The 13126-nt window shown below is 67.7% G+C and carries 13 protein-coding genes; 7 read left to right on the top strand and 6 right to left on the bottom strand.

Features of this window, described 5'->3' with window-relative positions:
• The first annotated feature begins 106 nt into the window (after positions 1-106).
• Positions 107-2350 carry a putative bifunctional diguanylate cyclase/phosphodiesterase gene (locus IAI54_RS28535; RefSeq protein ID WP_187970386.1) on the top strand — a complete coding sequence of 748 codons (2244 nt, stop codon included), beginning with the start codon at positions 107-109 and terminating at the stop codon, positions 2348-2350.
• 84 nt (positions 2351-2434) lie between these two features.
• Here IAI54_RS28535 and ndk read toward each other — a convergent pair whose 3' ends face one another.
• Positions 2435-2857 carry a nucleoside-diphosphate kinase gene (gene ndk / locus IAI54_RS28530; protein WP_187970385.1) on the bottom strand — a complete coding sequence of 141 codons (423 nt, stop codon included), beginning with the start codon at positions 2855-2857 and terminating at the stop codon, positions 2435-2437.
• Between the two features lie 105 nt (positions 2858-2962).
• Positions 2963-3655, bottom strand: a complete 693-nt coding sequence (locus IAI54_RS28525) for a glutathione S-transferase family protein (protein ID WP_187970384.1) — start codon at positions 3653-3655, stop codon at positions 2963-2965.
• 68 nt (positions 3656-3723) lie between these two features.
• Between IAI54_RS28525 and IAI54_RS28520 the strand changes: the two genes are divergently transcribed.
• Complete coding sequence (locus IAI54_RS28520) at positions 3724-4236, top strand: DinB family protein (RefSeq protein WP_187973396.1); 513 nt, start codon at positions 3724-3726, stop codon at positions 4234-4236.
• On the opposite strand, the gene IAI54_RS28515 is transcribed toward IAI54_RS28520, so the two are convergent.
• Complete coding sequence (locus IAI54_RS28515; RefSeq protein WP_187970383.1) at positions 4224-4460, bottom strand: hypothetical protein; 237 nt, start codon at positions 4458-4460, stop codon at positions 4224-4226. The two genes, IAI54_RS28520 and IAI54_RS28515, sit on opposite strands and share 13 nt — an antisense overlap.
• On the opposite strand from IAI54_RS28515, the gene IAI54_RS28510 reads away from it, so the two are divergent.
• The 3 genes from IAI54_RS28510 (at position 4459) to IAI54_RS28500 (ending at position 7797) form a co-directional block, all read left to right on the top strand.
• Complete coding sequence (locus IAI54_RS28510; RefSeq protein ID WP_187970382.1) at positions 4459-5007, top strand: hypothetical protein; 549 nt, start codon at positions 4459-4461, stop codon at positions 5005-5007. The two genes, IAI54_RS28515 and IAI54_RS28510, sit on opposite strands and share 2 nt — an antisense overlap.
• 109 nt (positions 5008-5116) lie before the next feature.
• Positions 5117-6994, top strand: coding sequence for an ABC-F family ATP-binding cassette domain-containing protein (locus tag IAI54_RS28505; protein ID WP_187970381.1), 1878 nt, complete (start codon positions 5117-5119; stop codon positions 6992-6994).
• A complete protein-coding gene (locus tag IAI54_RS28500) occupies positions 6991-7797 on the top strand; it encodes a crotonase/enoyl-CoA hydratase family protein (protein WP_187970380.1) in 807 nt (268 codons plus the stop codon). Before IAI54_RS28505 ends, IAI54_RS28500 begins: the two co-directional genes overlap by 4 nt.
• 20 nt (positions 7798-7817) lie before the next feature.
• On the opposite strand, the gene IAI54_RS28495 is transcribed toward IAI54_RS28500, so the two are convergent.
• The 3 genes from IAI54_RS28495 to IAI54_RS28485 all read right to left on the bottom strand — a co-directional run bounded on the left by IAI54_RS28495 (position 7818) and on the right by IAI54_RS28485 (position 10512).
• Positions 7818-8426: a hypothetical protein gene (locus IAI54_RS28495; RefSeq protein ID WP_187970379.1), complete on the bottom strand. Its 609-nt coding sequence runs from the start codon at positions 8424-8426 to the stop codon at positions 7818-7820.
• Between the two features lie 128 nt (positions 8427-8554).
• Positions 8555-9004, bottom strand: coding sequence for a DNA polymerase III subunit chi (locus IAI54_RS28490; protein WP_187970378.1), 450 nt, complete (start codon positions 9002-9004; stop codon positions 8555-8557).
• A complete protein-coding gene (locus IAI54_RS28485) occupies positions 9001-10512 on the bottom strand; it encodes a leucyl aminopeptidase (protein WP_187970377.1) in 1512 nt (503 codons plus the stop codon). Before IAI54_RS28485 ends, IAI54_RS28490 begins: the two co-directional genes overlap by 4 nt.
• A 302-nt stretch (positions 10513-10814) precedes the next feature.
• On the opposite strand from IAI54_RS28485, the gene IAI54_RS28480 reads away from it, so the two are divergent.
• Together IAI54_RS28480 and lptG are read left to right on the top strand one after the other, a co-directional pair.
• Complete coding sequence (locus IAI54_RS28480; RefSeq protein WP_187970376.1) at positions 10815-12005, top strand: LptF/LptG family permease; 1191 nt, start codon at positions 10815-10817, stop codon at positions 12003-12005.
• Positions 12002-13090 (top strand): LPS export ABC transporter permease LptG, encoded by a 1089-nt coding sequence (gene lptG, locus IAI54_RS28475; RefSeq protein WP_187970375.1) that lies wholly within the window; start codon positions 12002-12004, stop codon positions 13088-13090. Before IAI54_RS28480 ends, lptG begins: the two co-directional genes overlap by 4 nt.
• Positions 13091-13126 lie beyond the last annotated feature (36 nt).

Below are 13126 nucleotides of genomic sequence, written 5' to 3'. Positions count from 1 at the left end.
AGGAACCCGTTAACCATCCGACGAGGCGACACCGGCCAGTTAGAAATATCGCAAGCAGCCGTCCCTAATGTACCGTCCGTTGAAGAGGTCAGACGGGGTTCGGCGCTTGATCGAGGGTGCGGGTTTCGATTTCATGGGAATCGCGCTTCTCGCCTCCTCCGCGCTCGCCCTCGTCATGGGGCTGATGGCCTCGGCCTATCGCACCCAGTCCCTGAGTGCCCTCGAGGACCGGGCCTACATGCGCGGGCTCCTCGACAACCTCTCCGAGGGCGTCTACCGCTCGTCGCTCGACGGACGGCTGCTCAGGGCGAACCGCGCCCTGGTGCGGCTGAACGGCTATGGCAGCGAGGAAGAGATGCTCGCCACCGTCACCGACATCGCCAGCGAATGGTATGTCGAGCCCGGGCGGCGCGAGGAGTTGCGTGCCCTGCTCGAACGGGACGGCAAGATCGAAGAGGTCGCCTCGGAAATCTATCGGCACAAGACGCGGGAGCGGATCTGGGTCAGCGAGTCCGCCCGTCTGGTCCGCCACTCGTCGACCGGACAGCCGCTGTACTACGAGGGTTCCGTCCGCGAGATTTCCGAGACGATGGCACGCCTCGCACTGGAGGCAACGTTCCGGAAGCTGACGAGCCACCTGCCCGGTGCCCTTTTCCAGTTCCGGACGCGCGACGGCGGCCGGCAGGTGACGGTGGAATACGTCAGCGTCGGCTACTTCGATATCGTCGAGATGTCTCCGGAGGAATGGCATGCGACCGACTTCCTCCTGTCGAAGCTCGTCCATCCCGACGACGTCGACGGCTACACGGAAGGCTTCCGCAAGGCCATCGACGGCGTCACGCTGCTGGACCACGAGTTCCGCATCGTCACGCCGCGGGGCACGGAGAAGTGGCTGCGCATGACCGCTCAGCGGGAGCCCGGTCCGGGTGGGGAAGGCGGAACCTGGTACGGCTACATTTCGGACGTCTCCCTGCGCAAGCGCCAGGCGCTGGCAATCGAGAAGCTCGCCTATTTCGACCCGCTGACGGACCTTCCGAACCGGCGCATGTTCATCGACCGGGTAACCGAGACGATGCGACGATGCGGCCGCGGCGACACGAAGGGCATCCTGCTGTACATCGACCTCGACAATTTCAAGTCGCTGAACGACACGCAAGGCCACGATGTCGGCGACGCCTATCTGGTGGATGTCGCGCATCGCCTCAGGACCAGCGTCGGACCGGGCGACGTCGTCGCGCGGATGGGGGGCGACGAGTTCGTGGTGGCCATCGAGACGACGACGACGGAAGGTGCGGTCGCCTCCGCCCTCGCGATCGGCGCCGGCAACAGGATCATGGCGGCGCTGCGGCGGCCTTTCGAGCATGGGGACCTGCGGCACAATTCGTCCGCCAGCATCGGCGTGCTCGTCTTCGGCGGCGACGCGGCGAACCCTGACGACCTCCTCAAGCGCGCAGACGTCGCCATGTACCGCGCCAAGGCTTCGGGCCGGGATGCGATGGCGCTGTTCGAGACGGAATGGCTCGAAGGGGAAGCCGAGCGCTTCACGCTGCTGGCCGAACTGCGCAAGGCCATCGCCGAGGAGACGCTCTCGTTGCGCTTCCAGCCGCAGATGGACAGGCGGCTGCGTGTGGTCGGCGCAGAGGGTCTGCTGCGCTGGACCCATCCCGGACTGGGTTCAATCGCGCCCGACCGCTTCATCCCGCTGGCAGAGCAATCGGGCCTGATCCACGCGCTCTGCAGGCTGGTGCTCGACCAGGCGATCCGGCAACTCGCGGCGTGGGCCCGCGATCCGGCGACGGCGGGGCTGCGTCTGTCGGTCAACATCAGTGTCCAGTCCTTCGCCGGCAGCACGGCGGTGGAGGGGCTCATCGCGATGATCGAGAGCCACGGCGTCGACGCCTCGCTGCTGACGCTCGAGTTCACGGAGCATGTGACGGCGGGCGACCTCGCCGCGATGGGCCACAAGATGGCAAAGCTGAAGGCACTCGGCGTGCGCTTCTCGCTCGACGATTTCGGCACCGGCTATTCATCGCTGTCGCGGCTGAAGCGCCTGCCCTTCGACGAGGTGAAGATCGACGGCAGCTTCGTCGCCGAGATCGACAAGTCCGAGGAGGACCGGGATCTGGTCCGCACGATCCTGGCCATCGCCGAGACTCTGCGGCTTCACGTCGTGGCCGAACACGTCGAGACGACGAGCCAGCAGGACTTCCTGCTCTCGGCCGGCTGCGGCGGCTTCCAGGGATATCTCTATGCGCCGGCGCTGCCGGCGGCGGAGTTCGAGCGCTTCGTCAGGGCCAGCGGCACCCAGCGCACGCCGGACCGGGGAGAGCACGAGCGTCTGTCGGCCTGACGCGACTGGCTTCCAAACGACACAGGCCGCCTCCCGGCGGCCTGTCAGTACGTGATCGGCCGCCGGTGAAGCCGGCGGGACGGATCAGCCGACGATCTCGATGTCGGCGAACCAGTACTTGATCTCCTGGGCGGCCGTCTCCGGCGCATCGGAGCCATGAACGGAGTTCTCGCCGATCGACAGGGCGTGCACCTTGCGGATGGTGCCTTCGGCGGCATTGGTCGGATTGGTGGCGCCCATCACTTCGCGGTTCTTCGCGATGGCGTTCTCGCCTTCGAGCACCTGGACGATCGTCGGACCCGAGGACATGAACTCGGTCAGTTCCTGGAAGAAGGGACGCTCCTTGTGGACGGCGTAGAAGCCTTCGGCCTCGCGCAGGCTCATCCAGACCCGCTTGGACGCGACGACGCGCAGGCCCGCGTCCTCGAGCATCTTGGTGATCGCGCCGGTCAGGTTGCGCCGCGTCGCGTCGGGCTTGATCATCGAGAAAGTGCGTTCGATCGCCATCGTCAGTTCCTTCATCTGTCCAATCGGGAAAGTCGCGGCTCTATACCGTCCGCCCTGACGAATGCCAAGGGTTTGCGCGGTGCATGGTGAAGCGGGGTGTGGCCGTCAGGCGGCGGCGGGCACCCGGGCGCCGAGGCCGTCGTGGAGGGCCAGGCAGCGCTCGAACCAGGCGCGGATCGGATCGTCGGCCGCGAGCGGCTGGTAGGACGAGACGACGCGGGCGAACTGGAAGGCGCCGAAGACGATGTAGTCCGCAAAGAGCGGCGAGGCGCCGCCGATGAAGGGCTGGTAGGACAGCATGCTGCGCAGCGGCTCGAGCGAGGCGCGGAACCCGGCCAGCCGCGCGTCGCGGTCGAGGGGGACCTCCTCGATCGGCTTGCCGAAACGCGGCTCGCGGGTGCGGCGGAAATGCGCCTGGTCCTCGGGCGCCAGGCAGTCGTGGATGTCCATCAGGATCGCCGCGCCGAGATAGGAATGGATGGTGAGCTGGGACCAGCGTTCCACGAACCGCGCCATCGCCTTGCCGCCCTCGCCCCCGAAAAGCGTCGGGCGATCCGGATAGGCCTCCTCGAGATAGAGCGCGATGTCGAAGGAGTCCGACACCAGCGTGTCGCCGTCGCGGATCAGCGGCACGATCTTCGTCGCGCCGCCCTCGATGGTCGGGATGCGCGTGAAGGGCGCCGGCATGGAGGTGAACGGGAGGCCCTTGTGGGCCAGCGCCATCGCCACCTTCCAGCAATGCGGGCTGAAGGGCCGGCCGGCGTCCGCGCCTACCAGGTCATAGAGCAGAATGGCCATTGGAACGGGTCCTCCACGGATGGTATCAGGAGCGGAATTGAGCCTGTTTCGCCGAAAAAGAAAAGATGATGAAGCCCCATTTCCGGATGCTCGCCGCCTACAACCGTTGGGCCAACGGCCAGCTCTACGACGCCGCCGCCGAGCTCACCGACGAGGCGTTCGCCCGTGACGTCGGGGCGTTCTTCAGGTCCATGACGGGAACGCTGAACCATATCCTGGTCGCCGACCGCATCTGGCTCAAGCGGTTCACCGCGGAGGGGGAAGCGCCGCGGGCGCTCGACGCGATCGTGCACCCGAATCTCGGCCCCTTGCGGCTGGCGCGCGAAGCCGAGGACGAGCGGATCACCGGATGGATCGAGACGCTCGACGACGCCGCGCTCGCCGGTCGCTTCACCTACATCACGGTCACCGACATGCGCAGGGTGAGCCAGCGGCTGGCGCCCGCCCTGACGCACTTTTTCAACCACCAGACCCACCACCGCGGGCAGGCGCACACCATCCTGTCCCTGCTCGGCAAGGAACCTCCCTCTCTCGACATGATCTATTTCCAGCGCACCGAGGAAGGTCGTCAGTTCGCCTGAAGTGGTTCGCAGTCCCACATCCTGCCTTCGAAGTATCGACGGCTCGAACCGTTAACGTTCGTCTTATCTGCCTGGAACCATTCGCCGAGACTCCGATTGCTATCACGACGGAATGACACCGTCGGTTGTAAAATATTGGCAACGGAGGAGCTTGAGATGATCCGGTTTGCAGCAATGACTTCAACCTTTTCGGCAATGGCCCTCGCTGCGGCGATGGCAACCATGCCTGCGCATGCGGACGGAGTCGGCGCGGGTGTCGGCGTCGGCATCGGTGGCATCGGGGTCGGTGCCGGCGTCGGAATCGGGAGCGGCGGCGTCGACGCCGGCGCGGCCGCATCGGTCGGCGGCTCGGGTGGCGTGAACGCCGGGGCCGGCGCCTCGATCGGGGGCGGCAGCGGCGTCGACGCCGGAGCCGGCGCTTCCATCGGCGGCAGCGGCGGCGTCAATGCAGGAGCGGGCGCGTCGATCGGCGGGGGCAGCGGCGTCAACGCCGGTGCGGGCGCGACCATCGGCGGCGGCAGCGGCGTCGGTGCCGGGATCGGCGTCTCCATCGGCGGGACCCCGGGCAGCCCGGGGTCGCCGGGCACGCCCGGCAACCCGGGCACGCCGGGGCAGCCGGGTGCCACGCCCGAATCGATCGTCGCCGGCATGTCGAACGCCGAACTCAGCCGCTACAAGCGGCGCTGCGACGAGGTCACGGCCAACCCGTCCGGATACGACCGGGATCTTCTCGCGCTCTGTCGCCTGATCGGCCAGACGGCGTCCCGCTAGCCGCGGCCGGTCGAACGGTCCAAGGAGGAGGCGGCGCCGCAGCGCCGCCTCCTCCGCGTCCGGACACGTGCCCCTTGCCGCACCGCACGCCGGCGCCTAGACACGCGGCATGATCACGCTCACCGACCTCTCGCTGCGCATCGCCGGGCGCCTGCTCCTCGACCACGCCTCCCTGGCGCTGCCTGCCGGGGCGAAGGCCGGTCTCGTCGGGCGCAACGGCACCGGCAAGACCACGCTGTTCCGCGCCATCACCGGCGACCTCGCCACCGAGACCGGCACCATCGGCCTGCCGCGCAACGCCCGCATCGGGCAGGTCGCGCAGGAGGCTCCAGGCACCGAGGAGCCGCTGATCGACATCGTGCTCAAGGCGGACAAGGAACGTGCTGCGCTTCTGGAGGAGGAGAAGACGGCGACCGATGCCCACCGGATCGCCGAGATCCACATGCGGCTGGCCGACATCGACGCGCATTCGGCGGAGGCGCGGGCGGCGACCATCCTCGCCGGGCTCGGCTTCGACGAGGAGGCCCAGCGGCGTCCCGCCTCCTCGTTCTCCGGCGGCTGGCGCATGCGCGTGGCACTGGCTGCGGTGCTTTTCTCGGAACCCGACCTGCTTCTGCTCGACGAGCCGACCAACTATCTCGACCTCGAAGGCACGTTGTGGCTGGAATCCTACGTGTCGAAATATCCGCACACCGTGCTCCTGATCAGCCACGACCGCGACCTGCTGAACCGCGCCGTGAACTGCATCGTCCATCTCGACCAGCAGAAGCTGACCTTCTGGCGCGGCGGCTACGACCAGTTCGAGCGCCAGCGCGCCGAGCAGATCGAGCTGCAGGAGAAGGCGCGGGTCAAGCAGGAGGCGCAGCGCAAGCATCTGCAGTCCTTCGTCGACCGCTTCAGGGCGCAGGCGACGAAGGCCCGCCAGGCCCAGTCGCGCATCAAGGCGCTGGAGCGGATGAAGCCGATCGCCGCCTGGCACGACGAGACCGTGCGCCCGTTCTCGTTCCCCGCGCCGGTCAGGACCGTCGCCTCCCCGATCGTGGCCATCCAGCAGGGCACGGTCGGCTATCAGCCCGGCAAGCCGGTGCTGAAGAACCTGACGCTCCGGATCGACGCCGACGACCGCATCGCGCTGCTCGGCTCGAACGGCAACGGCAAGTCGACCTTCGCCAAGCTGATCGCCGGACGGCTGGAGCTGGGCGGCGGATCGATCACGATCGCGCCGCAACTCAAGGTCGCGATGTTCGCGCAGCACCAGCTCGACGACCTCCGGCCGGAGGAGAACGCCATCGAGCACGTGCGCCGGCTGATGCCGGACGCGCCCGAGGCCAAGGTGCGCGCGCGGGTGGCGCAGATGGGCCTCGTGACGGAGAAGATGAACACGCCGGCCAAGGACCTGTCGGGCGGCGAGAAGGCGCGGCTCCTGATGGGTCTCGCCTCCTTCGAGGGACCGAACCTTTTCATCCTCGACGAGCCGACCAACCATCTCGACATCGACAGCCGCGAGGCGCTGATCCACGCCCTCAACGACTATCCCGGCGCCGTCATCCTGATCTCGCACGACCGCCACCTGATCGAGGCGACCGCTGACCGGCTCTGGCTGGTGAACAACGGGACGGTGGCGCCCTTCGACGGCGACATGTCCGACTACCGCAGCATCGTCACGGGCGGCGCGAGCGACCGCCGCGAGAAGCGCGACGCCGACAAGTCGTCCAAGGCCGACAAGCGTCGCGAGGCCGCGGCACGGCGCGCGGCGCTGGAGCCGCTCGCCAAGCAGATCCGCGCCACCGAGGGGCTGATCGAACGGACCCGCAAGCGGCTGGACGCGGTGGAGGACGAACTCGCCAATCCGGCGCTCTACGAGAAGGATCCCGCCAAGGCCACACGGCTCGCCAAGGAGCGGTCGGAACTGGCTGCGACGATCGCGCGCCAGGAGGAAATCTGGCTCGAGCTTTCCGCCGAGTACGAGGAAGGCATGGCGGAATGACCATACGGGTGGAGAACCGCGGCGACGTGACCATCGTCACCATCGACCGGCCGGAAGCGCGCAACGCGGTCGATCCCGCCATGGCGGATGCACTGTTCCGCGCCTTCATCGCCTTCGACCGCGACGAGAGCGCGAAGGTGGCGATCCTGACGGGCGTGCCCGGCGCCTTCTGCGCGGGATTCGACCTGAAGGCCGCGTCCGGCGGGATGGACGAGACGTGGTACGCCAAACACCATCTCGATGCCGCGTTCGACGGGCTGGACGACCAGCCGCGCAAGGGACCGATGGGGCCGACCCGGCTGACGCTTTCCAAGCCCGTCATCGCGGCGATCTCGGGTCCGGCGGTCGCCGGCGGCATGGAACTCGCGCTCTGGTGCGACATGCGCGTGATGGAGCGCTCGGCCTATATGGGCGTCTACTGCCGCCGCTGGGGCGTTCCGCTGATCGACGGCGGCACCATGCGGCTGCCGCGCATCGTCGGGCATGGCCGGGCGATGGACCTCATCCTGACCGGCCGGCAGGTCGAGGCGGAGGAATGCCTCGCCATCGGACTGGCGAACAGGCTGTGCGAGGACGGCTCGGCGCTCGCGGCCGCACTGGAACTCGCCGGCCAGCTGGCACGGTTTCCGCAGGCCTGCATGCGCGCCGACCGGCTGTCGGCCATCGCGCAATGGTCGCTCGACCTGCCGCAGGCGCTCGGCAACGAATGGGCGAGCGCGGAGACGTTCCGCTCCGAGGGCAGCGCGGGCGCGGCCCGGTTCGCTTCCGGCAAGGGTCGATCGGGCGACTTCTCGGAGATCTGAGGGTTGTCGGGAAGCCGTGCCTACGGCTGGTCTTCGGGACCCCGGCCCCAGCGCGGCGGCGGCGGATTCTGCCGGTTGAGCTTGCGCCTGCGCCTCGCCATCGCGACGAAGCCGACGAAGCCGACCACGATCAGCACGTAGCCGACGGGAACGGCCCGCGGATCGAGGTCGAAGGCGCCGGCATTGAGGATCAGGTCGACGCGCGACGGCGACACGCCGCCCCCGCCAGCCGTCGGCTCGAGCGTGAAGACGTAGCGGTCGTCGCCATTCACCGGATCGATGGTGGCGAGATCGTCCTCGTACAGGAAATCGGCCTCCGCCCCAGCCTGCGGTTCGACGCCCGCGAAGGTGACCGACTGCTCGAAGACCGGCTGCTCGCCGGTGGTCACGACCATCCGGAACACGGGACGGTCGGCGGACGGCACCAGCCGTTCGGCGACCTGCATCACGAGCCGCACCCGCACCGGCGCGTCGGCCGGGGCGAGCGAGACGTCCGCCCGTCGGTAGCCGTCGCCGTCGAAGAGCGGAAAGACGCCGATCTCGTATCCGGGAACGTGTCTGACGGCGAGCGGATAGCCGATGCCGAGCGCAAGACCGGCCATGAGCACCACCAGGAAGAAGAACCGCATGCGCCACCCGTTCGCGTCTGTCGTGCAAGGGTGTGCCATGCACCCGCAGCCATGTCCACACGACCTGCAGTCCGACGGAGCCCGGGAGCCGCACCGGGCGGAAGCCGCCCGCAACGCCGTCCGAAGCGTCAGCCCTGGCGTTCCCAGCGTCCGTCCGGGGTCTGCTTCCAGTAGGTCGCCTGGTGGCCTGCGGCCCGGACGGCTTTCCAGTCCTGCCTCGCAAGCGTCAGCTGCATCTCGTCATGACCGTCGAACATGAAGACGGCGCGCTGGTAGCCGGCCAGGTCCGGCGGGCGGGCGCCGTCGACGAGGAAGCGGATCTCGGCGCCGTTGGCATTCGCCGCGCCGGAGGTGAGCAGCACCGGCTGATCGGCTGCGTGCGGCTCGTGCTCGACCCCGTGCCCGATGAAGGAATCGTCGCGAAAGGTCCACAGATGCTGGTCGAGCGCATCGCGCCGCTCGTCGCTGCCGGTCTGGATCACGACCTTCCACCCCCGGCCGAGCGAGCGCTCGACGAGGGCGGGCAGCGCCTCCTCGAGCGTCGATTCGGTCAGGTGGTAGAACAGGACGTCCGTCACGCCTCGTAGTGGTCCCGCACCAGCCGGTCGAGGAGGCGGACGCCGAAGCCCGATCCCCAGGACGTGTTCGTGTCGCTGGCCGGAGATCCCATCGCGGTCCCCGCGATGTCCAGATGCGCCCAGGGAGTCTCCTTGACGAAACGCTGGAGGAACTGCGCGGCGATGATGGCGCCGCCGTAGCGGCCGCCGATGTTCTTCATGTCGGCGTTCTTGGATTCGATCAGCTTGTCGTATTCGGGTCCGAGCGGCATGCGCCAGAGCTTTTCGCCGGTGACCATGCCCGCCTGCGCCAGCTTGCCGGCGAGGTCGTCGTCGTTCGAGAACAGGCCGGCATGGTGCTGGCCGAGCGCGACCATGATGGCGCCCGTCAGCGTCGCCAGGTTGACCATGAAGGCCGGTTCGAAGCGGTCGTTGCAGTACCAGAGCGCGTCGGCCAGCACGAGGCGCCCCTCGGCGTCGGTGTTCAGAACCTCGATCGTCTGGCCCGACATCGAGGTGACGATGTCGCCCGGCCGCTGGGCATTGCCGTCGACGGCGTTCTCGACGAGGCCGATGATGCCGACGACGTTCGCCTTCGCCTTTCGGGAGGCAAGCGCGTGCATCAGCCCGGTGACGGCTGCAGCACCGCCCATGTCGCCCTTCATGTCTTCCATGCCCGAAGCCGGCTTCATGGAATTGCCGCCGGTGTCGAAGGTGACGCCCTTGCCGACGAAGGCGATCGGCTTGTCCTTCCCCTTGGCGCCGTTCCACTGCATCACCACCAGCCGGGCGCCGCGCGGGGATCCCTGGGCGACGCCCAGAAGCGCGCCCATGCCGAGCTTCTTCATCTCCTTTTCGGCCAGCACCTCGACGGTGACGCCGAGTTCCTCGAGTTCCTTCGCCTTGTCGGCGAACTCGACGGGCCCCAGCGCATTGGCCGGCTCGTTGACCAGATCGCGCGCCAGGAAGACTCCGCCCATCACCGCCTCGGCGTCGGCGAATGCCTTCTTGGCAGCCGACGGATCCGCGCAGTGAATCGTCAGCTTCGATAGCTTCGGCTTGCCGTCCTCGTCTTCCCGGGCCTTCCCCTTGACGTCCTTCTTCGACTTGTACTTGTCGAAGCTGTAGGAGCGCAGCAGCAACCCGAGCGCAAAGGCGGCCGCGGCGACCTCGTCGGGCTCGCCGTCGGCGAGTTCGAGAACCACCGCTGCGGTCTCGGCCTTGCGCACCAGCGGCCAGGCCGATCCGCCGAGACGCATCCAGCCGGACTCGTCGCGCTTGTCCGGCTTGCCGGCGCCGAGCAGGGCGAAGCGATCGAGTTCGGTAGCGTCGGGAGCCCAGACGTCCAGCGTGGCGCCGAAGCCACCCTTGAACTTGGCCGCCGCCGCCGCCCTCGCGATCGTGCCGGAGGGATCGAGCAGGCTCACGGACGCGGCCGGCGACGCCTCCTCGCCGAGGAGGATCACGGCAGTCCCTTTCTTCGGCGCCGCGGAGAGCTTGGCGAAGGCGATGGATGGTGGCTTGTGCATGGCTTACCCGGGATTTGAGCCGGCCAAGGCCGGCAAGATGACACGTCTATGTAGAGCATCGGCCGGCGGATGGGAATCGGCACACGGGAAGCGTCGGCCGGACGCCGGCGGCCCGCCCGCGGCGTTCACGAAATGTTAACCGCGTCCCTTCGCCCTTTTTTAGCCGTGCTTGCGCACAATCCGCTATTGGACGGCGGGCACGAGAAGAGAAGCAGTGCGACGGACGCTTGAGACGCTGGCGGCGACGGCATAACCTGCCGCCGCGGGCGACGGCGCGCACAGGGACACCGACAGCCATACGGATGAAGCTCGTCGAACGATACATTTTCCTGCGCGCCCTCAAGGTGGCGGCGGCGACGCTGGCCATCGCCGTGGCGATTGCGTGGACGACGCAGGTCCTCGGGCGCATAAACCTCGTCACCGACAGCGGTCAGACGGCGCTGGCCTTCCTGCAACTGGCGACCCTGCTCCTGCCGACGATGATACCCGTGGTCGCGCCCTTCGCGGTGATCATCGGAGCGACGCAGGCGCTCTCGGCGATGAACCAGGACTCGGAACTTTCGGTCATCGCGGCCTCCGGTGCAGGGCGCATGACGATCATCCGCCCGATCATGCTGCTCGCGGTACTGGCGGCTGTCCTCTCCTTCGCGGTCGACGTCTTCGTGGAGCCTGCTGCGCGGCAACGCGTGCGCGAAATCATCGCGACGTCGCATGCGGATCTTCTTTCCACCGTGATCCAGGAAGGCTCGTTCCGCAGGATCGAGGACGGGCTCTACGTGCAGGTGAGCGATCGCCTGCCGGATGGCAGGCTCGGCGGCATCGTCGTCGCCGATTCGCGCGAGAAGAACGTCGATCTCCTGTTCTACGCGAAGGAGGGCGACATCCAGCGCGTCGACGGCGGCCAGATCCTGCTGATGCGCGACGGCGAGGTCCACCGCAAGGCCCCCGGCGGAGACGTGTCGGTCATCCGTTTCGTCTCCTATGCATTCGACCTTTCCGGCTTCGCATCGAAGACCGGCGAGATCTATTTCTCGCCGAAGGACCGTTCCCTCGCCTATCTTCTCGATCCGCCGCCCAACGACCGGATCGTCCAGCGCGCGCCGCTGCTTTATACCGCCGAAGCGCACCGGATCCTGTCGGAATGGTTCTACTCGATCGTCTTCGGGCTCTTCGCCCTCGCCGCCGCCGGCGACGTGAGGTCGCATCGCGAGGCGCGGATTCATCCCATGATCGCGGCAGTCGGGGTCGCGCTCGTCGCCCGTTGGCAGGGCTACGTCATGACCGACAAGGTCGAGGAATCCGCCGCCTACATCCCCTGGGTCTATGCCATGATCGCAGGCAACGTCCTGTTTGCGCTCTACTTCATCCTGACCGGGCGGGCGATGACGCCGCCGGCCGACTGGCTGGCGAAGATCTCCGATTCCCTTGGCCGGTGGTCCGGCCGGCGGCCGGGGCGGATGGATGCCGCCGGGACCGTGGGGGGACGGCCATGATCGGCTGGACGCTCGGGCGCTATTTCTTCCGGCGGTACATCGTCATCACCGCCTGGTTCCTCATCGGCATCTTCTCGCTGATCTTCATCATCGACTTCACCGAGCAGTCGAGCCGGCTGAGCGGCCTGCCCGGCTACAGTCTGCCGGTCGGCCTGCTGATGACCAGCCTGCGCACGCCGATGGTGCTGCAGATCACCGTTCCCTTCATCGCCCTGTTTGCCGCAATGGCGACGCTGATCGCGCTGAACCGCAAGTACGAACTGGTGATCGCACGTGCAGCCGGCATCTCGGCCTGGCAATTCCTGCTGCCGGCCTGCATCGGCGCCTTCGTCTTCGGGCTGGCCTCGGTGCTCGTGCTCAACCCGATCGCCGCCTACGGCTTCTCGGCCGTCGAGCGGATGGAAAGCGACATCCGCTCCGGAAGCTCGAACAAGGTTTCTGCGTCGTCGACGCCCTGGCTGCGGCAGCGCGGCGAGACCGGGGATGTCATCATCGGCGCGCGCGCGGTCCTCGATGGCGGGCTGGCGCTCTCCGACGCCGTCTTCCTCCACATCGACAAGGAAGGGCGCATCACCGAGCGCCAGGACGCCAGGCGCGCGGATCTCGCCGATGGCGAGTGGATCCTGACGGACGTCCGCGGCTTCAAGTCGGGAGACAAGCCGGTCGCCAGCGTCACCACGCGCGTGCCCACCAATCTGAGGCCCGAATTCGTCCAGCAGCGCCTCGCCCGGCCCGAGGCGACGCCGTTCTTCGAGCTCGGCGAAAAAATCGAGACCGCGAAAGCGTATGGCTATGCTGCAAACGGTTTTTCGATGCAGTATCATTCGCTCGTCGCCCTGCCGGTGCTCATGGTCGCCATGACGCTGATCGCGGCGACGGTGTCGATGGGATTCGTCAGGCTGGGGCAATCGGGGACTCTCATTCTGGGTGGCATCGCGGCCGGGTTTCTGCTTTATGTCGTGACGACTCTCGTGAAGGCGTTCGGCAGTTCGGGGATTGTGCCGCCGGTGGTTGCAGCGTGGGTTCCGGTTGTCATCGCCATGTTCTTTGGCGTGACATTCCTGCTGTACAAGGAGGACGGTTAGTGCGGTTGGTGAGGGGTAGCTGCGGGACGGCTGCGC

Origin of the sequence: Aquibium microcysteis (assembly GCF_014495845.1) — a bacterium.
GTDB lineage: Bacteria > Pseudomonadota > Alphaproteobacteria > Rhizobiales > Rhizobiaceae > Aquibium > Aquibium microcysteis.
Note: the sequence above shows the minus strand (reverse complement) of the source record. Positions and strands in the feature narration are given on the sequence as shown.